Below are 23,843 nucleotides of genomic sequence, written 5' to 3'. Positions count from 1 at the left end.
ACCTGTTACGGGCCGAGGACGGCCAGCAGCGCCCGGTTCAAAGGTGGATCTTCAGTGAGTCGGGAACAGCAGGGGGCGCGACTAACCTTGGCAACTGACTGGAGGGCGCGCGGCGAAATGGTTGGGTCTCTGCCCGACCGGAGCAGTCATGGTGGCAAGCACGCGACTGCGGCAAGGTCAACCGGTCGGTCCGGTCCCGGTGCCGCGGCCGAATTTCGGCGCCTCGATCAGCCCGGCATGATAGAGGCGGATCCATTCGGCAGTTTGATCGAAAGGCATGGGCCGCGCGATTTCATAGCCTTGCACATGGTCGCAGCCCAGTTGCGCCAGCATCGCATGTTCGCCTTGGGTCTCGACGCCTTCGGCCAGTGTGGCCAGCCCAAGCCGTTCGGCCATCGTCAGGATCGCCGACACCATGCGTTGCTGTTCGATGTCCCTGTCGACCTTCATCACGAAGCTGCGGTCGATCTTCAGCCGTTCGACGGAAAAGCGCCGGATCGAGGAAATCGAGGCATGGCCGGTGCCGAAATCGTCAAGGTCGATGCGGCATCCCATGGCTGCCAGTGAATTGATATTGCGCGACACCACGTCTTCGGGCGAAGCGGCAACGACGGTTTCAAGAACCTCTACCGACAGCCGGTCCGGGGTCAGCCCGAAGCGATCCAACTGCCAGCGCACCTTCTCCATCAGGCGTGGATTGCGCAGTTCCTCGGTGGCGAAATTGACCCCGACCTGCGGTACCTTCAGCCCAAGATCGTCCCAGCGTCGCAGGGCTGTCAGCGCCTGCACCAGCATCACGTCGCCCAGGCGCTCCATCTGGCCGGATTGTTCGACCACGGGCAGGAATTCGGCCGGGGAAATGATGCCGCGGTCCGGGTGGCACCAGCGGGCCAGCGCCTCGAACCCTGTGACGAGTCCGGTGTCACAGGAGACCTGCGGTTGGAAGAAGGGGAGGAACTGGTCGCTTTCCAAGGCGGCCGCGACCTCGTCCGCCAGGATTGACCGGCTTTGTTGCCGTTTGCGCATGTCGGTGGAAAACGACCGGATCGCGGAGGGGGCAAAGCGCATCGCTTCGCTCAGCGCCGTCTGCGTCGCGGTGACCAGGTCCGATCCGGTCGGGCCGGGGCTGCGTGCTCCAAGGCAGAAGCCGATGGAGCATGAGACATAGACAGTGGTGGCATCCAGCGACAGGGGTTCCTCGACCTCGGTCTGCAGACGGGCCGCCATCTGGATCATTTCCTCGAGATCAAGCTGGGTGACCGGGGCAATGCTGATGCCGAAGACGGCTGGCCCGGTCTTGCAGACCTGATCGCCGTCGCGCAGCATCCGGTGCAGGCGGGTGGCGGTGCGGGCCAGCACATTGTCCCCGGCAGCTTGGCCGTACCGGTCGATAAAGACGTCGAAATCATCGATCTGCACCATGAGGCAGGCGGTCTTGCGTGGTGTGACTTCTTCAAGGTGCAGGGCATGGTCCAGTGACCGTTCCAGCGAATCCCGCAGGCCCAGACCTGTCACCGCATCGCGTGGTCGGGGCGGAGAAAGGGCTTCGTCGCGCGTCTCCGCGACCAGCATCAGGACCACCGGCAGGGTCAGGGCGACAAGGATCAGCGCCAGCTCTCCGGCCAGAAAATAGGCCAGCAGGCAAAGCGCCGGCAGCAGGGCCAGCATCCTTGGTCGCGACAGGACCCGTCGCAGGCTGGTCAGAAAGCTTGAAAGATCCTTGCGCCACAGTCTGAACATCTAAGCCTGTCCCAATCCAGTCGAGGGGGACGCTAGGGAAAGAAGTTCAACACCGGTTTAACGCAGCTTCGGAATATCCCCGTCATTGTCGGTTCCCGCGCCGGTCTTTTCCGGTGCCCGCGTCAGACCGGCGAAATCAAACAGTTGCGGATCCAGCAGATGCGAGGGGCGGGCATTCATCAGCGCGCGGAACATGACCTGCCGGCGGCCCGGCGCATTGCGTTCCCAGCCGTCGAGGATCTGCTTGACCTGCTGACGTTGCAGCCCATCCTGGCTGCCGCAAAGATCGCAGGGGATGATCGGATAGCGCATGGCGCGGGCAAAGCGGTCGCAGTCTTCTTCGGCGACATGGGCCAGCGGGCGGTAGAGGAACAGATCGCCCTCCTCGTTCACCAGTTTGGGCGGCATGGTCGCCAGCCGGCCGCCATGGAACAGGTTCATCATGAAGGTTTCCAGGATGTCGTCGCGATGATGGCCCAGCACCACGGCGCTGCAACCTTCTTCGCGCGCGATCCGGTAGAGGTTGCCGCGCCGCAGCCGAGAACACAGTGCGCAATAGGTCCGTCCGGCGGGCACCTTGTCCATCACGATGGAATAGGTGTCCTGGTATTCGATCCGGTGCGGCACCCCCATCTTTTCCAGAAACTCGGGCAATACCGTCGCCGGAAAGCCGGGCTGACCCTGGTCGAGGTTGCAGGCGAGGATATCGACCGGCAGCAGGCCGCGCCATTTCAGCTCGTGCAAGACGGCAAGCAGGGTGTAGCTGTCCTTGCCGCCCGACAGGCAGACCAGCCAGCGGGCGTCGCGTTCGATCATGCCGTATTGCTCGATCGCCTCGCGGGTCTGGCGCACGATCCGCTTGCGCAGCTTGCGGAACTCGGTCGTGGCCGGGGCCCCGTGAAATAGCGGATGAATATCGTCGCCGTCGTCCAGCATGGGCCGGGATCCTCGAATAATCCTTGGGAAGGCAGGCTGCGGTGCCTGTATGGTCGTGCCTATTTAGCAAATTGGATTGGAGAGAGACAGTGGACTATATCTTCTGCGTCTGATCGGTGCGCAAGGGCGCCTTCGCCCCGGACCCTGGCGATGCGATCCCAAAGACGGACTGATTTCGCGAGGTCCAGAAAGACGCCGGCCGCGGGCCGGTCGGATCGCCCTGCCTGTCGGGGGGGGGCCGGGCAGGGCGGTCAAGGTCAGCGTCGGCATTTGCTTCAAGGCCAATATGGCGCGGTTCACGGACCTGCCGAATGCCTCGCATATTTGGTATTTTCCCGACGAGCGCTTCATGCAGGATCTGCTGCACACCGTGAGAGGAGAGATCGACCGCCATGACATGCCGGGGCGCTCGCAGGGGGATCTGGTCAACCCGGTGATGATCTGAAGGCTCGGGCGGTCAGGGGTCAGTCCGGAACGTCGTCCACGCCCATGCCGCCCCAGGGGTGGCAGCGGGCAACCCGGCGGATCGACAGCCAGCTGCCCCGGATCGGGCCATGCCGGTTCAGCGCCTCGAGGATATAGGCCGAGCAGGTCGGATCATACCGGCAGTTATATCCGACCCAGGGCGAAAATATCAGCCGATAGGCCCGGATTGGCAGCGACAGGAGCCATGCGAGAAATCTCATGGGGTGGGCTTTGCCACTGACGGTCTTGCTGGCGCATCGCCCTTCGGGGCATGGATGCGGCGCAGGGCCTGTTCCAGATCTGCCTTGAGCAGGGCGAAATCCCGCGCGGCGGTCACGCCGTTGCGCCCGATAAGCACGTAATCCCAGCCGGGCTGGCCATGCTGCGGCAACACCGCGCGCGCGGCTTCGCGCAACCGGCGCTTGGCGCGGTTGCGGGCGACGGCATTGCCGACCTTCTTGGAGCAGGTAAAACCGACCCGGACCGGGTCTCCGCTGTCCGTATCGGCGGGCGCATTCCGGTCGCGCTGGCGCGCCTGCACCATCATCGACGGGCAGGCCTGCCGTTTGGCCCGGGCCGCTGCCAGGAAATCGGCCCGCTTGGTCAGAATGTTCAACACACCCGACCGGCGACTGCCGGGCAGCACATCGTCGTTCGGACATGAAGAAACCGCCGATGCCGTCACCGTCATTTCCGCAGGTGCGGTCAGAGGTGGGGCGTTCGGCGGTGTCATCATCTCTGCCTCTTCGGGGAAGAGGGCCAAGGCGTGCTTACGCGCTCAGCGACTTCCGGCCGCGTGCGCGACGGGCGTTCAGGATCTTGCGACCGGCTTTGGTTGCCATGCGCGAGCGGAACCCGTGGCGCCGTTTGCGGACCAGGTTCGAAGGTTGATAGGTGCGTTTCATCGCTCCGTCTCCGTTTCATTGCCGCAGGGCTGTCCCGCGGATTGATCTCCACCCCGACATGCAGTGACCCTTTCGGATCGGCCTGCGCAGCGGGGCAATGGGCAAAGCGGGAGCAATCCGGGAATCGCCCCGAGGCCCGCGCGTATTAGAAGTCCGCTCTATAAGTAGACCCCGCGCCCTTGTCAAACCCGAGAGGCCACCGGGGCGGAGTTTTTTGCCAAGGTCGGACAGCAGGCGGCGATCCCGGCGCATGACCCGCGCGGGCAGGGCGGACTTAGCCCCATCGGGACCGGTTCGAAAGCCCCTCGCTCAGATTTCCCGCGGGATCATGATGCATGCGCGGATTTTTTTGCTCAGGTCGCGAAATCGAGGTTTTCAGCTAAGCCTGCCCGGTTCCAGCGGAAAAACCGCATCTTTCCGGCGGTATATTGCCCTAGGCAGGCCTCACGGAAATTGGCAAAGTCGTGAGGAACCACTAAGTTCCGAAACGATATGCCGTCAAAATCCGCTTCGAGCCGCCGCAAAGGGGGACTTCGGGACGGTGCGGCCCCCTCGCTTCGCTAGGCTGCGCAAGATGCTTCGCTCTCTCTCCGGCCGGTTCCTGATCCTTACGGCGATCTTCGTGATCCTGGCCGAATTGCTGATTCTCGTGCCCTCGGTTGCCCGGTATCGTGAAGACTACCTGCTGTCGCGGCTGGAACGGGCACAGATTGCCTCGCTCGCGCTGCTGGCGGATGACATGATCGGCCCGGACCTGGAAACGGAACTGTTGCGCAACGCGGGCGTCTACAACGTCGTGCTGCGCCGGGACGAGGCGCGTCAGCTTGTGCTGTCTTCCGAGGTGCCGGGACCCGTGGCCGCCACCTATGATCTGCGCGACCCGGCAGCGGTGGAGCTGATCCGCGATTCCATCCGTCAGCTGTTTCAACCCGAAAACCGCGTCATCCGGGTGATCGGCAACCCGGTCCGCGAAGCCGGGCTGGTAATCGAGGTCACGATGTCCACCGGCCCGCTGCGCACCGCCATGATAGAGAACGCGGGCAGTATCTTTCTGCTGTCGGCGATCTTTTCCGTGGTGACCGCGCTGCTGCTGTTCTTTGCCGTGCGCGGGGTGATCCTGAAGCCGATCAAGGGGGTCATCGGCCATATGCAGACCTATGCGCAAGACCCCGAGGACGCCCGGCGGATCATCGAACCCTCGGCTTCCGTCCGGGATCTGCGCGAGGCCGAGGTCGCGCTGCACGATCTGCAAACCCAGCTGACGGCGGCCCTGCGTCAGAAGGACCGGCTGGCGCAGCTTGGCTCTGCCGTGGCCAAGATCAGCCACGACCTGCGCAATATCCTGACCTCGGCGCAGCTGTTCTCCGACCGTCTTGAGGGTAGCGACGACCCCACGGTCAAGCGTCTGGCGCCCAAGGTCGTGGCCTCGGTCGCCCGCGCCGTCAATCTGTGCGAAGCGACGCTGGCCTTCGGGCGTGCCGAAGAACCCGCGCCGCGTCTGACCCAGGTCGCACTGATTGAACTGGTCGGCGACGTGATCGACAGCGAACGCCTGGCGGTGGGCGACTACGATATCTCCTTTGCCGAGGATATCCCCGCCACCCTGCGCCTGCGGGCCGACCCCGAGCAATTGTTCCGCGTGATCTTCAACCTGGTGCGCAATGCCCGCCAGGCCATCGAAATCAGCGGCGCGGCCGGCGAGATCTCAGTCGCGGCCGAGGAGAGCGATTGCGACTGGCTGATCCGGGTCTGCGACACCGGACCGGGCCTGCCGCCCAAGGCGCGGGAGAACCTGTTCACGCCGTTCCAGGGCGGTGCGCGCAAGGGCGGCACCGGCCTTGGTCTGGTGATCTCGGCCGAACTGGTGCGCGGTCATGGGGGCCAGATCGAGCTGGAACGTACCGATGCCGATGGCACCGTCTTTCTGGTCCGCCTGCCCAAGGAGATCACACATCTCGGCATTGCGGATCGCTGAAAAGTCACGTTACGGAAATGTCGTTTTTGCCCTTGCATCGGCTTCGGCCACGGGCTAAATCGCCCCTCAGATGCACCGATAGCTCAGCTGGATAGAGTACTTGACTACGAATCAAGGGGTCGGGGGTTCGAATCCTCCTCGGTGCACCACTTTCCCATATCCAGCTTTGCAGCAGTAAGACGACGCCACGACGTCGGCTGTTTGCCTGGTCTTTTCCCGTGCGCTCGAACGGTTTCGATTTGATCAACCGGGCGGGGCCGGGCCGCTTTCCAGAAGATATCACTGTCTTGAGTGGCCTGAACGACACGGCAATTGACGTTTCTTGGCGTCTGATCGGGGGTCTTTGCGCGACTTCCCCTTTGGGTCGGAGGAAAGCTGCCGCTTCGCCGGTCTGCGTCAGATGTGTCCAGCACCAGCCGGACGGTCCTGCAGTCTTCTTGCGGGTAACACCTTTTGCGATAAACGATTTATCGAATGCTTTCTTTAGGTTGAGCGCATTTTTTGTGTCGTCCGCACCCGAAGCCGTCTGATCGGGTTGGAGCTTCGGGGTGCCCCCTGCAATTTGGGATGGGACAAAAATAAATCTTTAATACGAAGAGGTTTATTGATCGCGTTCATCTGATTTGGGTAATCTAATATGCGATAGTCAACTTAAGGCAACTCCATCCCAATAGGCAAAAATATTCCGGTCTTGTTCGTATGGAATTGGCGCCGGTCGTTTTGATCGGGGTCCTCGCCGAGGACCAGGGGTAAGGTGGAGGCAATTTCGATCCCCTTCCCGAAGGCGATTTTAATTTCTCATTTCAGGGCGATCCCCATGAAAGTCCAGAGAACATTTGACGCTGCGGTGACGGCTATTGTGTCCGGCGTCGGTGCAGCAAGTATCCCGACGAATGGCACGGCCCGGTCCTTTGCCGATATCGTCTTTGTGGTCGATGAATCCGGTTCAATGGCGCAAGAGCACGGATTTCTTCCGGGCTCTGTCTCGAACGTGCAAACCTTTCTGATGTCTTCGGGGTTCACGCCCGGTTTCGGGCTGACAGGATATGGGGGCGGGGGCACCGACAACCTTGGCCACGCCTTTGCCATAGGAAGCGGTCTGTCGGGTACGGCCGCTGAATTCGGCAGTGCGGCAGGGGGGCTGCGACGATCCGGGTCATTCGAAGATGGTTACTCGGCAATAAACTACGCGCTTGGCACCTATAGCTTCACGCCGGGGGCGTCAGTTACACAGGTGCTGGTCACGGATGAAGATCGGGATAATGGAAATGCGTCATTGGACTACAGTTCAGTCCTGGCGGATCTGCAAAGTCAGAACATTTCTCTCGTCGCATTGACGGAGGCGCATATCCTGGCGCTCAGTGGGGTCGCCGGGCTTTCGGCCGATGGTACGGATGTATTGGTGCAATCGGGTACTACATTTACAGCGGTACCTTTCGACACCGTCGTTTCTTCCGATATGACTGTTGCGGACTACGTGGCTCTGGCTTTGGCCGCCCAGGCGGGCTGAGCCGCGGATCTGGATCTCCTGCGCTCGGGCGAGGATGCCGCGACGGCCTTGTCGGTGATTTCCTGCAATGCGTTCAGGCCGCCGCGGTGGCGCCGCTGCCCTCGGGCGGTAGCTCGGGGCATGACCTGTTCCTGAATGTGTACCGCGACGTGCAACAGGTGGTGATCCTGAACCAGGGGCGCATCGTGGCGCCGTTCAGCGCGCCGTGTCGGACTTCTCCGAGGACAGTGGCGGCGCCGTCGTTTCCGATTTCGAAGAGGATATCGTTTCGGCCCGTCTTGGGGTGCGCAGCACCCTGCGCAAGCAGACCGCGGAGGGCCTGGTCTTCGGTTTCGCAGAGGTGACCTATGGGCATGCCTTCGACCCTTCTGATCTGACGGTGCCCGTGGTGCCATCCTCAGGCGGCGACCTGATTTCAGCGCTGGATGAAAACACCTTCCTGGCCCGGCTCGCTATCGGAGCCGAACTGGACAATGGCATGACTGCCCTGCAACGCGCCACGTGCTTCCCCCCGCCAAGAACCTCGTCGAGGCGGGGGAGGCGGTCGGTTTTTTGCCCCAGCCATGCGCAGAAGCCGGCGTGACGTGGCATTTCAGCCGCGCCGTGACAAATATACGTTAATTTTTGGTGTCTTGCGGCCAGGCCTTTTGTCACTGTGACCTAGGGGCCTTTCCGAAGCGCCCCGTTGAATATGAAACATCAGATTTCGGGGACGATTCATGGGCTTCATCGACTCAATCTTCAACTTGATCAATGACCTGACATGGGGCTGGGCGCTTGTCCCGTTCCTGGTTGTGCTCGGGGTCTTCTTCACCATCGCCAGCGGCTTCGTCCAGTTCCGCTTCTTCAAGCGCATGTTCGGCGTGCTGACAGGCCGCGACGAAAATGCCGACCCCAGCAAGATCAGCGCCCGAGAGGCGCTTCTGGTTTCCGTCGGCGGCCGGGTCGGCGGCGGCAATATCGCCGGCGTCGCGGTGGCGATCACGGCGGGCGGGCCGGGCGCGGTCTTCTGGATGTGGGCGATTGCGATGATCGGTATGTGCTCGGCCCTGATCGAGGCCACGGTGGCCCAGCTTTACAAGCGGACCGAGCCGAACGGCGACTACCGGGGCGGCCCGGCGCGCGCCATCACCCATGGCCTGGGCGAACAATACCGCTGGCTGGCTGTCGTCTATGCGATCTGCCTGATCGCCTCCTTCGCCATCGGTTTCAATGCCTTTCAGGGCAATACCGTGGCCGGGGCGGCGCTGGACAGCCTTGCGATCCCGCGCATCTACACCGGCATCGTGCTGGCAATCGCGACCGGCTTTATCGTCTACGGCGGAATTCACCGGATCGCCAAGGCGGCGGATGTCATCATCCCGGTCATGGCGATCGGCTATATCGGCATGGCGCTGCTGATCATGGTGCTGAACCTGACCTCACTGCCCGGCGTCCTGATCGATATCGTCGCCAACGCCTTTGGTTTCCGCGAAGCGGTGGCAGGCGGTATGGGCGCGGCAATCGCCCAGGGTCTGCGGCGCGGCCTGTTCTCGAACGAAGCGGGGCTGGGGTCCGCCCCGAACGTGGCCGCAACGGCCTATGTGCGCCACCCGGTCAGCCAAGGCATCACGCAAAGCTTCTCGGTCTTCATCGACACGATCCTGATCTGTTCCTGCACCGCCTTCGTCATCCTGCTCGGCGATGTCTATCAACCGGGCGCCGAAGGGGTCGATGGCGTGGTCCTGACCCAGCAAAGCATTGTCGGGCATCTTGGCGAATGGGCGCAGTATTTCCTGACGGCGGCGATCCTGCTCTTTGCCTTCTCGTCGATCATGTACAACTACTACCTCGGTGAGAACGCGCTGGACTTCATGACCTCCAACCCGCTGGCGATCCATGTGCTGCGCGTGGTGATCATCTGCATCGTCTTCCTCGGGGCGGTGGCGCCGGGGGCAACGGTGGTGTTCTCCTTCTCGGATCCGATGATGGGCATCCTGGCGGTGGTCAACCTGCTGGCGCTGATGATGTTGTTCCCGGTGGCCATGCGCCTGATCCGGGATTTCCGCGAACAGCTTGCCGCGGGGGTGGAGAAACCGATCTTCGATCCCAGGAAGTTTCCGGATCTCGACACCGATCCCACGGCCTGGCCGGATGCGAAGTAAGCTCGCTTGACAGCGCCGCGCCGTGCTGGTGCGGTGCTGCCTGAAAGGCCCCCGTTGCCGCTGGTCCACGTCCGGTCGCGACGGGGGCCTTCTTGTTGGCGCGCGCTTGGCGCGGGCGTTGCGATGGTCTAGCGTCCGGCTCGACATTTGATCCCAGAAAGGACCCTTCATGGAGATGACCGACAGCCGCGTGATCCGCGCCGACCGTGCCACCGTCTTTGCCGCCCTGCTGTCGCCCGAGACCCTGCAGGCCAGCGTGCCCGGCGCACAAGAGGTGACGGGAACGCCCGAAGACGGGTTCGGCGCCACCGTGGTGCAGAAGGTCGGCCCGGTGAAGGCGACCTTCAAGGGGGTGGTGACCGTGTCGGACATGGTCGAAAACGAGGCCCTGACCCTGACTGGCGAAGGCAAGGGCGGCGCGGCCGGTTTTGCCAAGGGCAGCGCGTCTGTCCGGCTGGCCGATCATCCCGAAGGCACCGAGCTAAGCTATGACGTGCAGGCCAAGGTCGGCGGCAAGCTGGCGCAACTGGGCAGCCGGATCATCGACGGTTTTGCCCGCAAGATGGCGGACCAGTTCTTTACCCGCTTCCAGGAAGCGGTCGAAGGCGAAAACCCGGCCGCCTGATGGTCGCACTTATCGCCCGAGGGCGGCAGGGGTGCAGGCAAGGCAACGGTCCGGAAGACCCTGGCAATCCGCTAATTCTGCAAGGGCGCCGACCCGGCTGTGTGGATTTGCGCAATGCAATCCGGCCGCTCGCGGCATAAGTGCATTATCGGCGCCGCGCGGGCGCCTTGCCTGAACGCGCCGGTCCGCCACTGCCGGCCTGAACCCGAGGGGGGCACCATGGCTGCCATTCTGCAGATCCGCGATCTGAAAAAGACCTATGACGGAGGGTTCCAGGCGCTGAAAGGCGTGACCCTCGACATCGAAGAGGGCGAGATCCTTGCTCTGCTCGGCCCCAACGGGGCTGGCAAGACCACGCTTATTTCGACCATCTGCGGCATCACCGTGCCGACATCGGGCAGTGCTTCGGTCTCGGGACACGATATTCTGCGGGATTTCAGGCAGGCGCGGATGGAAATCGGGCTGGTGCCGCAGGAAATCAACCTGGAGCCATTCTCGATCGTTGAAGACAACCTGCATTTCTCGCGCGGGCTGTTCGGCAAGCCGCGTGACCCCGCCGTGGTCGAGAAGGTGCTGAAGCAACTGTCGCTCTGGGACAAGCGGCGCAGTCGGGTGCATGAGTTGTCCGGCGGCATGAAACGCCGGGTGCTGATCGGTAAGGCGCTGGCGCATGAGCCGCGGGTGCTGTTCCTGGATGAACCCACCGCCGGGGTCGATGTCGCCCTGCGCAAGGACATGTGGGAAACTGTCGACCAGCTGAAGGCGGATGGGGTGACGATCATCCTGACCACCCACTACATCGAAGAGGCCGAAGCCATGGCCGACCGGGTCGCGGTGATCCGCAAGGGAGAGATCCTGATGGTCGAACCCAAGGCCGAACTGATGCGGCGCCTGGGGCGCAAGGAATTGCGCATCGATCTGCGCGAACCCCTTGCCGCTGTGCCCGAGGCGCTGGGCGCATACGACCTTGCCCTTGCGGCGGACGGTCTGGCCCTGACCTACAGCTATGACACGCAGGCTGAACGGACCGGGATTGCCGGGCTGATGCGGGCGCTGTCGGACAATGGCATCGTCCTGAAGGACATCCAGACCCGGCAAAGCTCGCTCGAGGATATCTTCGTGGATCTGGTGGCCGAAGAAGAAGGAGAAGACGCATGAACGTTATGGCCGTGAAGGCGATCTATCTGAACGAAATGTCGCGCTTTTTCCGCACCATCGGGCAAAGCTTCATCTCGCCGGTGATCTCCACCTCGCTTTATTTCGTGGTCTTCGGCGCCGCCATCGGTTCCCGCATCCAAGAGGTCGAAGGCGTGCCCTACGGCGCCTTCATCGTGCCGGGGCTGATCATGCTGTCGGTGATCATGCAGTCGATTTCCAACGCGTCCTTCGGGATCTACTTCCCGAAATTCATCGGCACGGTATTCGAGGTGCTCTCCGCTCCGGTCAACTACCTGGAGATCGTGCTGGGCTACGTTGGGGCGGCGGCGACGAAATCGCTTTTCATCGGGCTGGTGATCCTCGGGACGGCATCGCTGTTTGTCGACCTCAGTATCCAGCACCCACTGGCGATGATGGCCTTTCTCGTGCTCACCTGCCTCAGTTTCTCGCTGATGGGGTTCATCATCGGGATCTGGGCGAAGAACTTCGAACAACTGCAACTGGTGCCTTTGTTGATCGTGACCCCGCTGGTCTTCCTCGGCGGGTCCTTCTACTCGGTCACCATGCTGCCGCCGTTCTGGCAGGGCGTCACCCACCTGAACCCGGTGCTCTACCTGATCTCGGGCTTCCGCTGGGCCTTCTTCGGCGTGGCAGATGTGCCGATCGGGATCAGCCTCGGGGCGATCTGTCTGTTCTTCGTGGTTTGTCTGACCATCATCTGGTGGATCTTCCGGACTGGCTGGCGGATCCGCGACTGAGGCCGGGCGGGGGGCGCTGCCCCCCTCTTGGGCCCTTGGGGCCCAATTCATCCCCCGGAGTATTTCTGGCCAGATGACAGGGAGCTGCGGCTCTTTATCATCTGGCCGTAAATACTCCCGCCGGAGGCTCCGACCGGGGTGTCAGGCGCTGGCGTGGAAATGATTGTAGATCGTTTCCGCCAGACTGTCCGAGATACCTTCCACGGCTTTCAAGTCGGCCAGATTCGCTCGGCTCACGGCCTTGGCCGAGCCGAAGTGGGACAGCAACGCGCGTTTACGGGTGGCACCGACGCCGGCGACATCATCCAGCGGATTGGCCGATATCTGTTTTGAACGCCGCGCCCGGTGGGTGCCGATTGCAAATCTATGCGCCTCGTCGCGCAGGCGCTGGATGAAGTAAAGTACCGGATCATTCATGCGCAGGGCAAAGGGGCGCTGGCCGGGGCGGTGGAATTCCTCCTTGCCGTGATCGCGGTCGACGCCCTTGGCGACGCCGACCATCGGTAGACCCGGCACGCCCATTTCGTCGAGGATCTGTTGCACGGCCGAGACCTGACCGGCCCCACCGTCGATCAGCAGAAGGTCCGGCCAGAGGCCCTTGTCGCCGTCGGGGTCGTCTTTTTGAAGGCGGGCGATGCGCCGGGTCAGGACCTCTTTCATCATGCCGAAGTCGTCGCCCGGCGTCAGGTCATCGCCACGGATGTTGTACTTGCGATACTGGTTCTTCAGGAAGCCTTCCTGACCGGCGACGATCATCGCCCCGACCGCATTGGTGCCCTGGATGTGCGAGTTGTCGTAGACCTCGATCCGGGTCGGCGGGGCGTCGAGGGAGAAGGCCTCTGCGAGGCCCTTCAGCAGCTTGGTCTGGGTCGCGCTTTCCGACATGCGGCGGCCAAGGCTTTCGCGGGCATTGCGGACCGCACCGGCGACAAGCTCGGCTTTCTCGCTGCGCTGGGGCACCAGCAGGTCGACCTTGCGCCCTGCCTTGTCCGACAGGGCCTCGGCCATCAGGTCGGCGTTCTCGATAGGGTGGGACAGCAGGATCTGCCGCGGCGGTTGCTTGCCGTCGTAGAACTGGCCGAGGAAGGCCTCCAGCACCTCGGCCTCTTCCACATCCACCCCGGCGCGGGGGTAGAAGTCCTGGTTGCCCCAGTTCTGATGGGCGCGGATGAAGAAGACCTGCACGCAGGCCTGGCCGTGGTCCATGTGCAGGCCGACCACATCCGCCTCGGCGGTGATGCGGGGATTGATGCCTTGGGTGGATTGCACCTGTGTCAGCGCGCGGATGCGGTCGCGCAGGGCAGCGGCGCGTTCGAATTCCATCGCCTCTGAGGCCAGCGCCATTTCGGAGGCCAGCTTTTCCTGCACCCCGGTCGAGCGCCCCTGAAGGAACCGCTCCGCGTCCCGGACCGAACTGGCGTAATCCGCCTCGGAGATCTCGCCGGTACAGGGAGCCGAGCAGCGCTTGATCTGGTGCAGCAGGCAGGGCCGCGTCCGCCCCGAGAACATCGCGTCAGAGCAATTGCGCAGCAGGAACACCTTCTGCAACTGGTTCAGCGTCCGGTTGACCGCCCCGGCGCTGGCGAAGGGTCCGTAGTAATCACCGGGCGTCTTCTTGGCGCCGCGATGCTTGCGGATCTGGGGAAAGGGGTGATCCTTGGCCACCAGGATATTGGGAAAGCTCTTGTCGTCGCGCAGCAGCACGTTGTAGCGCGGCTTCAGTTGCTTGATCAGGTTCTGTTCCAGCAGCAGCGCTTCGGTTTCCGTGACGGTGGTCAGGAACATCATCGACGCGGTTTCCCGGATCATTCGCGCGATCCGCGCCGAATGCCCCGAGGGGCGGGCATAATTCGACACCCGGGCCCGAAGGTTGCGGGCCTTGCCGACATAGAGCACCCGCGCCTGGGCATCGAGCATCCGGTAGACCCCCGGGGAGGTCTCGAGCCGCCGCAGGTAGGACTGGATCAGGGCATGCCCGGTCAGTGTGGGCTGCGATTCGGAATCTTCGTTTTCGGCCATGCGTTATCTTTGCCCGATTCTTTGCCTTGGCTGCAAAGTTCCACCCTCTTGTACAAGAAGAAAGCTGTCCCCGTTATTTGTGGATAACCTTGTGGGTAGTAAATGGGGAACGCGAAAAAACCCTTGTTTCATGGCGCTTTCCTTGGCCTGTCCAAAAATTGAGCGAATTTGTAATGCATTGAAAACAAACGGAATTTAAATAAGCTCCGGCAAACATCTGAAAACATTGAGAATTTAGTAACGAAAATGTAACGCGCGGGAGACGGGTGCAAAACTTTGAACATGACGTGCGGTTCACGGGGCGATTGGGCCTATTCCGGCCCTTGTATATCGGGGGTCTGCCATGCCAGATGCTGGCCGCCGTCGGTGCAGATCAGTTGCCCGGTGACCGAAGGGGCGGCGAGGAAATACAGCAGTGCGCCGGTGATGTCCTCGGGGTTGGAACCCCGCTCAAGCACGGAATTGTCGCGCTGCATCTGGAAATGGTCGCGGCTTTGCCGGGCGCCCTGCAGGGTCGGGCCGGGACCGATGGCATTGACCCGAACCTTGGGGGCCAGTGCGCGGGCGGCAGTCTGGGTAAAGGCCCAGAGGCCCATTTTCGAGATCGTGTAGCTCATGAATTCGGGCGTCAGCTTGTGCACTCTCTGGTCAAGGAGCTGCACCACCAATCCGCGCGCCTCTGGTTCGCCGCGCGCATCCATGTCCGGCTCGGGGGCCTGTGCGGCAAAGGCCTGGGTCAGCACGAAGGGCGCGCGCAGGTTGGCCTCCATATGCATGTCCCAGGTTTCGCGGCTGGCGCTGCGGATATTGTCGTATTCAAACACCGAGGCATTGTTGACCAGACAGGTCAGCGCCCCGCCAAGGCCATCGACCGCGCGGGGGATCAGGGTGTTGACCTCGGCCTCCACGGTCAGATCGGCCTGCAGGGTGATGGCACTGCCGCCCTGGGCTCGGATGATCTGGGCCAGATCCTCGGCCGCCTCTTCGGAGCCGTTGTAGTGGAGCGCCACGTCGTGGCCGTTTTCCGCAAGGGCCAGGGCCATGGCCCGACCAAGCCGATGGGCGGCTCCTGTTACGAGTGCGCGGCGCATGGCCATTCCTCCCTAGCTGAGAACGAGTCCGATATAGAGCACATAGAGCGCGGCAAGCCCCAAACCCGTATACCGGGTGATGTTCCTTTTCAGGTAAACGAAGGGGATCAGCAGCAGGCTGGCCCCCAGCATCACCCAAAGGTCAAAGCGCAGCAGGCCAAGTTCGACCGGCAGATCGCCGAAAAGCGCGGTGATGCCGATGATCCCCAGCAGGTTGAACATGTTCGACCCGATGACATTGCCAAGCGCCACATCGGCTTGCCTCCGCAGCGCGGCCATGACCGTTGTGGCCAGTTCGGGAAGCGACGTGCCGATTGCAACCAGTGTCAGGCCGATGACCGTATCGCTGACCCCGGCATCGCGGGCGATGATCGACGCACCCCGGACCAGAAGGTCGGCGCCGATGGGCAGGCCGATCAGGCCAAGGGCCAGGAACAGCAGGATCCAGAGCCCGCGCATGCCGGGGTCGGCGCCTTCGGGAAGATCCTCTTCGGTGGCCATTCCTTCGCGGCGGTGTTTCAGCGCGCCGAGGGTCTGCCATGTCAGAATAGTTGCCAGCATCCCCAGCAGGATCACACCAGAAATCAGGTCGAAATCCCCCCGGAAGGCCAGGGTAACGAAGACCGCCGAAGCCGCCAGCATCGCCAGATAGCTTTCCCGGACATCGTGATCCCGCGTCTGCAACCCGGCCAGGATCGCCGGCAGGCCGAGCACCAGCAGGACATTGGCCACGTTCGAGCCGACGACATTGCCAAGCGCCAGCCCCGGCTTGCCGTCAAACACCGCCGAGATGGAAATCAGCAGTTCCGGCGCCGAGGTCCCGAAGGCGATTACCGTCAGGCTGACCACCAGGGCCGGTACGCCAAGGCGCAGCGACAGGTTGACCGCCCCCCGGACCAGCAGGTCTCCGGCAACGATCAACAGCACGAGGCCCGCGACGGCCATAAGCCATGGCATCATGTCCGGCGCTTTCCGCGACAAGGGCAGGGGCCCTTGCCGATCAGGTGGCGGCCGCAGGACCGGCAGGTCACGGTCTTCTTGGGTTTGATGCCCGGCAGGCGCAGCTTTCCGATCATGGAAAGCCCCGCCATGACGACAAGAAACAGAATGACGACTTTCAGGATCACGTCAGAGGCCGAAGCGCGCGAAGGCGGCGCGTTCCTCGATCCCGGCAAGGCTTTCGTTCAGCACGGACGCGCCGAAGCGGGTCAGGAGGCTGCGCTTGGTCCCATAATCGCGGAACCGCACCTTGTCGCCAAAGCGTTCTTTCATCATCGGAACCAGGTGGCCGATGCCGTCGCTCAGCCCCATTTCAGGGGCCTGGGCGCCAAGAAATATCTCGCCGGTGAATAGCCGTGGTTCAGGGGCCAGCTTGTCGCCGCGCCGCTGTTTCACATAGGCGATGAAGGCCTTGTGGATCTCGCCCAGATGGCCACGCAGTCGGGCCACGTCCTCTTCGTCCTCGGGGCGGAAGGGGTCGAGCATGCTCTTGCTTTCGCCGGCCGTATGGACGCGACGCTCGATCCCCTGCCGCGCCAGGAAGACATGCGCCCCGAAGCCCGCCGAGATCACCCCGATCGAGCCGAGGATCGAACTTTCGTCGGCATAGATCTCGTCCGCCGCGCAGGCCAGCCAATAGCCGCCCGAGGCCGCGACATCTTCGACAAAGGCGATCACGGGGATCTGCTTTTCCTCGGACAGGCGCCGGATCCGCGCCGCGATCAGCGAACTCTGCACGGGCGAGCCGCCGGGCGAATTGATCCGCAGGGCCACCATGCTCGGCTTGCCCTTGCTGAAGGCCCGCTCGATGACCGGCGCCAGGGATTCGTCGCTAAGCGCGCCACGTTTGCCTGCGGCGATCATGCCGTTCAGACGGATGACGGCGACACAGGGTTTCTTGCGGGATTTGAAGGGAAGCCAGCTTTTCATGCCCTTGCATGTAAGCCGCGCCATGGGGCCTAGCAAGGCCACGACGGCCCAAACCGGGCAGAAAGCGCCGGTCGCGGCAGGTGGGGGTCCGGGCCTGCCCCGGAACCGGGCTGTCGGGCCTGCGCCGACCCCGAAATCCGGCCCGGCGGTCCGGCGCTTTCGCGCAGGAATCCCGCTTTCCCGCGACGCCGAGGAAGGATAGATAGAGGTCATGACCATCACCTTGCCGAATATGCTGACGCTCCTGCGGCTTCTCGCCGCCCCCGGAATCGCGCTTTGCTTCCTGCTGCTGCCGCGCCCCTTTGCCGACAGCTGCGCGATGGCGCTGTTCGTTATTGCCTCGCTGACCGATTACGTCGATGGCTACCTTGCGCGGTCCCTCAATCTGGTGACCCGCCTGGGCACGATGCTGGACCCGATCGCCGACAAGGCGATGGTGGTGATCGCGCTGGCGGTATTGATGCATTATTCCTCGGTCGCCGAATGGCTGGTGCTGCCCACGGCGCTGATCCTGTTCCGCGAAGTCTTTGTCTCGGGGCTGCGCGAATTCCTCGGGGACACGGCCGGATTGCTGAAGGTCACCAAGCTGGCAAAGTGGAAGACAACGTCGCAGATGGTCGCCATCGCCGTGCTGTTCGCGCAAGGCATCCTGGAGAACCAGTTGGGTGCCGCGATCTTCGGCATGGACAACCACATGGTCCAGGGCGTGCTGAGCGGCGCGATCGAGGATCAGGGCCACCTTGGCCTGATGATCCATCTCAGCGAATGGGCCTCTGTCGGGGGGATCCTGTTGCTTTGGCTGGCGGCGGTGCTGACCGTGATTACCGGGATGGATTATTTCCTCAAGGCCCGGCCGCACCTGAAGGATTCGTGATGGATGTCCTCTATTTCGCCTGGGTTCGCGAACGCATTGGCCTGCCGCGCGAACGGGTCGAGACCGAGGCCGCGACAGTTGCCGATCTGGTGGCAGAACTGCGCGCCCGCGAAGACCGCTATGACCTGGCCTTTTCCGATCTGACGGCCCTGCGCGTGGCCTTGGACCAGGAGCTTGCCGAATTCGACGCGCCCCTGGCTGGCGTGCGCGAAGTGGCGTTCTTTCCGCCGATGACCGGGGGCTGAGGGGCATGGCCATGACCGGAGACACCGCTGTAGAGATCCGGGTACAGCCTGCACCCTTCGATCCCGGCGCGGTCCTGTCGGAATTCACCGCCCGCGCCGCCCATTCCGGCGCCGGGGCAATGGTCACATTCACCGGCCTCGTGCGCGACCTTCCCGGCGCCGACCGTCTGTCCTGCATGGAGATCGAGCACTATCCGGGCATGACCGAAAAGGCGCTGGCAGCCATTGGCGCCGAGGCCGCGCAGCGCTGGTCGCTGGGGCCGGTCCTGATCCTGCACCGGTTCGGCGCGCTGCGCCCCGAAGAGCCGATCATGATGGTGGCGACCGCTTCGGCACACCGGCAGGACGCCTTCGAGGCGGCCGACTTCCTGATGGATTACCTGAAAAGCCGTGCACCCTTCTGGAAGAAGGAAAAGACCAGCCGCGGCGAAGACTGGGTAGCGGCAAAAGACAGCGACGAAGCGGCACTGGAGCGCTGGACCAAGGGGTGACAGGGTCTGGTGACGGCCGCTTTGGCCCCCATCCTGCCTGAACCGATCAATCCGAAGGGTTCGCCCGGTCGATATAGGCGCGCAGTTCCTCGGCTTCCGTGCGGGCTTCACGCAGCCCGTCCATGGTGGCGCGCAATTCGGCCTCCGACTGGCCCAACTGGCTGTTCAACTCGGCTTCACGTTGTTGCAGATAGCTGATCGCCTGATCGCGGGTCTCTTCGGCGTCATGCAGTTCCTGCGCCATCCGGTCCAGCTCCGCGACCTCGCCGACATCGACGCGGGTGAAGCGATGGATCAGCCAGTAGGCAAACCAGCCCATGCAGAAGGCCACGAACAGGATGATCGCCGTGGCAATGATAAATTCGTTTCTGTTCACCTATGCCGTCCCCTGACATCTGTCCGGTCTTCGCCGGAGTATTTCCCTGACCCGGTGCCATGATGCAAGGGGTTCGTCCCGATTGCCCGTCGTTTGCCGGTCCTGTCCCCACGGAACCGGCTGCCCTGGCAAAAGGTATGCCTATTCGTCGCCGGAGCCTTCTTCGATGTTCCCGGTTTCCTCTGGCCCAGTCTCCTCTGGCCCGGCTTCTTCTGAGACGGTGTCGTCGCCCGCGCCTTCGACGGGTTCATCCTCTGCCCCGCTGCCGTTGTCGGCCTCTTCCGCAGCCGGATCCTCGCCACCGCCATCGCCATCGCCCTCGCCATCGCCTTGGGCAGATGCGTCTTCTGCGGGGGCTTCGGTGATCAGCCGGAATTCGATCCGGCGGTTGGCTTCGCGGCCCTCGGCGGTGCCATTGTCGGCAATCGGGTCATCCTCGCCAAAGCCGTCGGCCTGGAAGGTCCGGGTCAGCACCCGGCGCATGCGCAATTCGTCCAGGATCGTCTGGGCGCGGTTCTTGGACAGCGCCAGGTTCATTTCCTCGCGCCCCTGGCTGTCGGTATAGCCGGCGATCTCGAGCGGCAGTTCCGGGCAGGTCTTGAGCACTTCGGCGATCGAATCCAGGATCTTGCGGCTGCCGGTTTCGACATTGGTCGATCCGGGGTCGAAGTTGATCTTGGCATCCTCCTGAAGCGCGTTGATCTGGCTGATGCACTCCGCGGGGCTGGGCAGGGCGGCGACCGGATCGAGCTTTTCATGATAGGTCACGTCGATGTCGAAATCCGCCGTCTGGCCCAGCTTGTCGCCGAACAGCCGGGCGATGTCGGCATTGGCGTTCTGGTCGCCGGTATTGCCCCGGATGCCGACGCTGCTCGGGGTCACGGTGACGGCCCCGTTGGACAACCGCGACAAGGCGTCGAGCGCGGTCAGCACGCGCAGGGACCAGCCTTCGGGCAAATCTTCGTCCAGTCGCGCCGAGGTATAGACCCGCTCGGCGCCAAAGCGCGCCTTGGCCAGCGCCTCGGCCGCATTGCGCATGACCTCGTCGGAGATCCGGCCGCGCAATTGCACCAGACCCTCGGGACTGAGGGTGGCAATGAATTCCGGTGGGCCTTCTTCTTCGTCCCGATCCGGGGTCTCGGGCAGCACCGCATGCAGCGCGTAGACATCCGGCAGGCGGTTCTCCAGCTCTCCCAGCACCTCGTCAAAGGTCGACTGCGATGTGCCTTCCAGCGCCAGCAGGCTGATATCGGCATCCGAGAAGGTCACGCTGCCGCCGCCCAGCTTGCCCACGGCGCGGATCGCCAGGGCCGTGGCGCGGCCCCATTCCGAGGAGGGTACGCCAAGGCCGATGGTGCAGCGCGGCGTCGTGCCTTCGGGCAAGCCGGAGTCGCGCGCGGCGGCCAGGATCTGGCTGCGCGCGGCCTCGGTGTCGACGGAACAGGCATCGAAGCGCGCGCCGCCCGCGTCACTGACATAGCGCAGGGTAAACGGTGCGATGATGGGGCGGGGGGCCGAGATTTCGGTGGTCAGCCGGATGTCGGGGCCGGCCTTGGCCTTCAGGCTGCTTTCAAGCTGGCGCTTTTCGGGGATCGATTCGCTCATCGCGGTGATCGCGACCTCGTTGGCGGAAATCGACACCTTGGAGCGGGGCAGATCGTTCAGTGCGGCGACGGCAAAGGCGATGGTGTCCTTCCAGCCGCGGGGCACCGGGTAATCGGCGGTCTGCAACAGGTCCGAGACCTCGCTGACGCCGCGCAGCCGGGCGATGCTGCGCAGCAGCGCCTCGCGGTCCATCTCCGCCGGGATCAGCCCGATCAGGGAAATATCGCTGTCGTTGCGCAGGATCTCGATCGAGAAATGCGGCGGGCTCAGGGCGGTGCGGGCCTCGACGTTCATATCGTCGATGACCCGCGAGGCATCGACAACCGTGCTGGCGGCGGTCTTGGCCCGGAACCTTTGCGCTTCGTTGGGGGCGGTGCCCGACAGGATCGCCTGCAACCCATTGGCCTGCACCTCGGCCCAGTCCAGATCCGCCTTGTCCAGGGCGGTGCGAATCCCGATTTCCGAGGCGTCCTCGACCTGCGTCACGGCAAAGCCGGCAGCAACCAGGCTTCCGACGGCGGCAAGAGCGAAGGTTCCGGTAAGAACGGCGAACGTTACGAGGCGCATACTTGAGGCCCTGGTCGTTGTTGATCGGATCGTGTCTAGAGCGCCGGGGGCATTGTTGCAATCAAAGCAGGATGGCGCAGGCGAAAAACGGCAGGGGCAGCAGGCCGGCATTGCGGTTGGCGCGGAACAGCATCAGCAGGATATCGTTGTCTGCGCCGTCATAGGTCCGCAGTTGCCAAAGCATATGCGCCCCCATGACATAGACACCGGCCAGCGCGACGAGGGCGGCCAGCGGCGCGCCGGGCAGGGCGGCCAGCACGGCGATGCCGAGCAGGACCATCGTCCCGATCAGGAAGCGCGCCAGCCAGGCCGGCGTGGCGTCCATGAACAGGCGGGCGGTGGATTTCACCCCGATCAGCGCATCGTCTTCCTTGTCCTGGTGGGCATAGATCGTGTCGTAGAACAGCGTCCAGCAGATCCCGGCCACGTAAAGCAGCACGGCGGGCCATCCAAGGCTGCCGGTATGGGCGGTCCAGGCCAGCAGGGCGCCCCAGTTGAAGGCAAGGCCCAGGAAGATCTGCGGCCACCAGGTAAAGCGCTTGGCGAAGGGATAGATCGCCACGGTGACCAGCGACAGCACCCCCAGCAGGATCGCCATGGGCGGGAAGGTGAGCAGGATCAGGAAGGCGACCAGCGCCTGCGCCACCATCCAGCCGGCGGCCTGTTTGGTCGTGACCTGCCCCGATGGGATGGGCCGCGACCGGGTGCGTTCGACCGCGCCGTCGATATGGCGGTCGGTGATGTCGTTCCAGGTACAGCCCGCGCCGCGCATCAGCCAGGCCCCAAGACCGCAGCCGACAAAGATCCACAGATCCTGCCAGCGCGGCTGGCCGTCCGACGCCATGGCCAGAAGCAGCCCCCACCAGCAGGGCAGCAGCAGCAGCCATGTGCCGATGGGCCGGTCTGCCCGTGCCAGCCGCAGGTAGGGCCGCGTCGCCGCCGGCGCATGGGTGTCGACCCAATTGCCGCGGACCGCATCCGAGACCTGACCATCCGATGTCCCGGCCGAAGCTGTCGCGCCCGCAGCGGGTCTCGCCTCTGGTGTCGTGTCACGGTCGGTCATATGTAGTCCCCATGGATGCAGCAAAGATCAGGCTCTGTGTAGAGCACCCCTTGGCCTCAGGGCAAACCGTTCCGCTGGAGCGCGACCAGGCGCATTACCTTTTCGGCGTCATGCGACTGACCGAAGGCAGCGCCGTGGCCCTGTTCAACGGACACGACGGCGAATGGCAGGCCGAGGTGACATCGGCGGGCAAACGCGGCGGTGAACTGACCTGCCGCAGCCAGTCACGGCCTCAGGCGGCGCCGCCGGACCTGTGGCTGCTGTTCGCGCCGATCAAGAAGACGCGGACCGATTTCATCGTCGAAAAGGCGGCCGAGATCGGCGTGGCGCGCATTCAGCCCGTCCAGACCGATTTCACCAATGCCGAACGCATCCGCCGCGACCGGTTGCAGGCCCATGCGGTCGAGGCGGCAGAGCAATGCGGCAGCACCTATGTGACCGAGGTCAACGACCTTGCCCGTCTGGACCGGCTGCTGGCCAATTGGCCCGCAGAACGCCAGTTGATGTTCTGCGACGAAGCCTTTGCCGAGGCCTCCTACGGCACGCCCGACGGTGCGCCGCGCCCGCTGGGCGATGCGCCGCGCGGGCCCTGGGCGGTGCTGATCGGCCCCGAAGGCGGGTTTTCCGAGGCAGAGCGCAAGCGGTTGCACGCCTTGCCCTTCGCCTGGCCGGTGCAACTGGGTCCGCGCATCCTGCGTGCCGATACGGCGGCGGTGGCGGCGCTGACCCTGTGGCAATTGCACCTTGGCGATTGGTAGGGGGAAGCAGATGAGATTTTTGGCGACAGGGGCAGATCGCCCCGCCCCGCGGGTGGCCCGATGATCCGCCCGGAAATTGAACAGCAGATCCGCCGCTGGCGCGAGGCGCTGGTGGGTCTGGCCGTGATGCTGCCGGGGCTGTGGTGGCTGATGACCAGCTTCGGGCTGCTGCGCTGGATCGGCCTTGTAGTGACGCTGGCCGGTGCGGCCATGGTCTTTGCCGGGGTGCAGCGCGGGCGCTTTCGCGGCGATTCCGGTGGTCCCGGCGTGGTCGAGATCCGCGAAGGCCAGATCGGCTATTTCGGTCCCTTCACCGGGGGCGCTGTCGCCCTGAGCGAGATGACCCGCCTTGCGCTTGACCCGGGTCAGGACCCGCCCTGCTGGCGGCTCAGCCAATATGGCCAGGACGATCTGATGATACCGCTGACGGCGGAAGGCGCGGATGGCCTGTTCGACATCTTCGCCGCCCTGCCGGGCATCCGCACCGGGCGGCTGGTTTCCGAGGTGCAGCGCGTCATCGCCCATGATGCCGCCGAGGTGGGCACGCAGGCCCCCCTCGACACCGCTCCGGTGGTGATCTGGGACCGGTCGCAATTGCGGCTGAACTGA

General features: G+C 63.8%; 25 protein-coding genes and 1 tRNA gene. 14 read left to right on the top strand and 12 right to left on the bottom strand.

What is annotated here, in order from left to right; all coding sequences use genetic code 11:
* Positions 1-177 precede the first annotated feature (177 nt).
* A complete protein-coding gene (locus PSAL_RS09965; RefSeq protein ID WP_119837890.1) occupies positions 178-1,740 on the bottom strand; it encodes a putative bifunctional diguanylate cyclase/phosphodiesterase in 1,563 nt (520 codons plus the stop codon).
* 57 nt (positions 1,741-1,797) lie between these two features.
* Positions 1,798-2,676, bottom strand: a complete 879-nt coding sequence (gene ttcA, locus PSAL_RS09960) for a tRNA 2-thiocytidine(32) synthetase TtcA (protein ID WP_119837889.1) — start codon at positions 2,674-2,676, stop codon at positions 1,798-1,800.
* 286 nt (positions 2,677-2,962) lie between these two features.
* Between ttcA and PSAL_RS09955 the strand changes: the two genes are divergently transcribed.
* Positions 2,963-3,121, top strand: a complete 159-nt coding sequence (locus PSAL_RS09955) for a hypothetical protein (RefSeq protein WP_196222700.1) — start codon at positions 2,963-2,965, stop codon at positions 3,119-3,121.
* Positions 3,122-3,140: 19 nt separating this feature from the next.
* On the opposite strand, the gene yidD is transcribed toward PSAL_RS09955, so the two are convergent.
* The 3 genes from yidD to rpmH are packed head-to-tail and all read right to left on the bottom strand — an operon-like array spanning position 3,141 to position 4,046.
* Positions 3,141-3,362: a membrane protein insertion efficiency factor YidD gene (yidD, locus tag PSAL_RS09950; RefSeq protein ID WP_119837888.1), complete on the bottom strand. Its 222-nt coding sequence runs from the start codon at positions 3,360-3,362 to the stop codon at positions 3,141-3,143.
* Positions 3,359-3,874 carry a ribonuclease P protein component gene (rnpA, locus tag PSAL_RS09945; protein ID WP_119837919.1) on the bottom strand — a complete coding sequence of 172 codons (516 nt, stop codon included), beginning with the start codon at positions 3,872-3,874 and terminating at the stop codon, positions 3,359-3,361. The genes yidD and rnpA overlap by 4 nt, the downstream gene beginning before the upstream one ends.
* A gap of 37 nt (positions 3,875-3,911) precedes the next feature.
* Entirely contained in the window at positions 3,912-4,046 is a 135-nt protein-coding gene (gene rpmH / locus PSAL_RS09940) for a 50S ribosomal protein L34 (RefSeq protein WP_048599009.1), read from the bottom strand.
* Between the two features lie 574 nt (positions 4,047-4,620).
* On the opposite strand from rpmH, the gene PSAL_RS09935 reads away from it, so the two are divergent.
* The 8 genes from PSAL_RS09935 to PSAL_RS09900 all read left to right on the top strand — a co-directional run bounded on the left by PSAL_RS09935 (position 4,621) and on the right by PSAL_RS09900 (position 12,216).
* Positions 4,621-6,021, top strand: a complete 1,401-nt coding sequence (locus PSAL_RS09935) for a sensor histidine kinase (protein WP_119837887.1) — start codon at positions 4,621-4,623, stop codon at positions 6,019-6,021.
* Between the two features lie 72 nt (positions 6,022-6,093).
* Positions 6,094-6,170 (top strand) — tRNA-Arg (locus tag PSAL_RS09930).
* Between the two features lie 605 nt (positions 6,171-6,775).
* Positions 6,776-7,531: a hypothetical protein gene (locus PSAL_RS09925; RefSeq protein ID WP_119837886.1), complete on the top strand. Its 756-nt coding sequence runs from the start codon at positions 6,776-6,778 to the stop codon at positions 7,529-7,531.
* A 205-nt stretch (positions 7,532-7,736) separates the two neighbouring features.
* On the top strand, positions 7,737-8,114 hold the full coding sequence (locus PSAL_RS09920) for a hypothetical protein (protein ID WP_119837885.1): 378 nt from the start codon (positions 7,737-7,739) through the stop codon (positions 8,112-8,114).
* Positions 8,115-8,250: 136 nt separating this feature from the next.
* The gene (locus tag PSAL_RS09915; RefSeq protein ID WP_119837884.1) at positions 8,251-9,675 is read left to right on the top strand and encodes an alanine/glycine:cation symporter family protein; all 1,425 of its coding nucleotides are present in this window, start codon (positions 8,251-8,253) and stop codon (positions 9,673-9,675) included.
* 169 nt (positions 9,676-9,844) lie between these two features.
* Positions 9,845-10,300 (top strand): CoxG family protein, encoded by a 456-nt coding sequence (locus PSAL_RS09910; RefSeq protein ID WP_119837883.1) that lies wholly within the window; start codon positions 9,845-9,847, stop codon positions 10,298-10,300.
* Positions 10,301-10,519: 219 nt separating this feature from the next.
* Positions 10,520-11,458 carry an ABC transporter ATP-binding protein gene (locus tag PSAL_RS09905; protein WP_119837882.1) on the top strand — a complete coding sequence of 313 codons (939 nt, stop codon included), beginning with the start codon at positions 10,520-10,522 and terminating at the stop codon, positions 11,456-11,458.
* Complete coding sequence (locus PSAL_RS09900) at positions 11,455-12,216, top strand: ABC transporter permease (protein WP_119837881.1); 762 nt, start codon at positions 11,455-11,457, stop codon at positions 12,214-12,216. Before PSAL_RS09905 ends, PSAL_RS09900 begins: the two co-directional genes overlap by 4 nt.
* A 141-nt stretch (positions 12,217-12,357) precedes the next feature.
* On the opposite strand, the gene uvrC is transcribed toward PSAL_RS09900, so the two are convergent.
* The 4 genes from uvrC to PSAL_RS09880 all read right to left on the bottom strand — a co-directional run bounded on the left by uvrC (position 12,358) and on the right by PSAL_RS09880 (position 17,255).
* Positions 12,358-14,235, bottom strand: a complete 1,878-nt coding sequence (uvrC, locus tag PSAL_RS09895; protein WP_119837880.1) for an excinuclease ABC subunit UvrC — start codon at positions 14,233-14,235, stop codon at positions 12,358-12,360.
* 311 nt (positions 14,236-14,546) lie between these two features.
* Positions 14,547-15,326 carry an SDR family oxidoreductase gene (locus tag PSAL_RS09890; protein ID WP_119837879.1) on the bottom strand — a complete coding sequence of 260 codons (780 nt, stop codon included), beginning with the start codon at positions 15,324-15,326 and terminating at the stop codon, positions 14,547-14,549.
* A 12-nt stretch (positions 15,327-15,338) separates the two neighbouring features.
* Entirely contained in the window at positions 15,339-16,286 is a 948-nt protein-coding gene (locus tag PSAL_RS09885) for a calcium/sodium antiporter (RefSeq protein WP_196222699.1), read from the bottom strand.
* Positions 16,287-16,454: 168 nt separating this feature from the next.
* Positions 16,455-17,255, bottom strand: coding sequence for a S49 family peptidase (locus PSAL_RS09880; protein WP_119837878.1), 801 nt, complete (start codon positions 17,253-17,255; stop codon positions 16,455-16,457).
* Positions 17,256-17,466: 211 nt separating this feature from the next.
* Here PSAL_RS09880 and pgsA point away from each other — a divergent pair, with 211 nt between their 5' ends.
* From pgsA to PSAL_RS09865, 3 genes are read left to right on the top strand one after another with little or no spacing between them, the layout of a single operon-like run.
* Positions 17,467-18,129 carry a CDP-diacylglycerol--glycerol-3-phosphate 3-phosphatidyltransferase gene (gene pgsA, locus PSAL_RS09875; RefSeq protein WP_119837877.1) on the top strand — a complete coding sequence of 221 codons (663 nt, stop codon included), beginning with the start codon at positions 17,467-17,469 and terminating at the stop codon, positions 18,127-18,129.
* On the top strand, positions 18,129-18,374 hold the full coding sequence (gene moaD, locus PSAL_RS09870; RefSeq protein WP_119837876.1) for a molybdopterin converting factor subunit 1: 246 nt from the start codon (positions 18,129-18,131) through the stop codon (positions 18,372-18,374). Before pgsA ends, moaD begins: the two co-directional genes overlap by 1 nt.
* Before the next feature lie 11 nt (positions 18,375-18,385).
* Positions 18,386-18,865: a molybdenum cofactor biosynthesis protein MoaE gene (locus PSAL_RS09865; RefSeq protein ID WP_119837917.1), complete on the top strand. Its 480-nt coding sequence runs from the start codon at positions 18,386-18,388 to the stop codon at positions 18,863-18,865.
* 46 nt (positions 18,866-18,911) lie between these two features.
* Here PSAL_RS09865 and PSAL_RS09860 read toward each other — a convergent pair whose 3' ends face one another.
* The 3 genes from PSAL_RS09860 to ubiA all read right to left on the bottom strand — a co-directional run bounded on the left by PSAL_RS09860 (position 18,912) and on the right by ubiA (position 22,476).
* Positions 18,912-19,241, bottom strand: a complete 330-nt coding sequence (locus tag PSAL_RS09860) for a hypothetical protein (protein WP_119837875.1) — start codon at positions 19,239-19,241, stop codon at positions 18,912-18,914.
* A 141-nt stretch (positions 19,242-19,382) separates the two neighbouring features.
* A complete protein-coding gene (locus PSAL_RS09855) occupies positions 19,383-21,413 on the bottom strand; it encodes an OmpA family protein (RefSeq protein ID WP_119837874.1) in 2,031 nt (676 codons plus the stop codon).
* A gap of 61 nt (positions 21,414-21,474) precedes the next feature.
* Complete coding sequence (gene ubiA, locus PSAL_RS09850; protein WP_119837873.1) at positions 21,475-22,476, bottom strand: 4-hydroxybenzoate octaprenyltransferase; 1,002 nt, start codon at positions 22,474-22,476, stop codon at positions 21,475-21,477.
* An 11-nt stretch (positions 22,477-22,487) separates the two neighbouring features.
* Here ubiA and PSAL_RS09845 point away from each other — a divergent pair, with 11 nt between their 5' ends.
* Together PSAL_RS09845 and PSAL_RS09840 are read left to right on the top strand one after the other, a co-directional pair.
* On the top strand, positions 22,488-23,234 hold the full coding sequence (locus tag PSAL_RS09845; RefSeq protein WP_119837872.1) for a 16S rRNA (uracil(1498)-N(3))-methyltransferase: 747 nt from the start codon (positions 22,488-22,490) through the stop codon (positions 23,232-23,234).
* 60 nt (positions 23,235-23,294) lie between these two features.
* Entirely contained in the window at positions 23,295-23,843 is a 549-nt protein-coding gene (locus PSAL_RS09840) for a hypothetical protein (protein WP_119837871.1), read from the top strand.

Origin of the sequence: Pseudooceanicola algae, assembly GCF_003590145.2 — a bacterium.
In the GTDB taxonomy this organism is placed as follows: Bacteria; Pseudomonadota; Alphaproteobacteria; order Rhodobacterales; family Rhodobacteraceae; genus Pseudooceanicola; species Pseudooceanicola algae.
The sequence above is the reverse complement of the archived record's forward strand: the minus strand, read 5'-3'. Positions and strand labels throughout refer to the sequence as shown.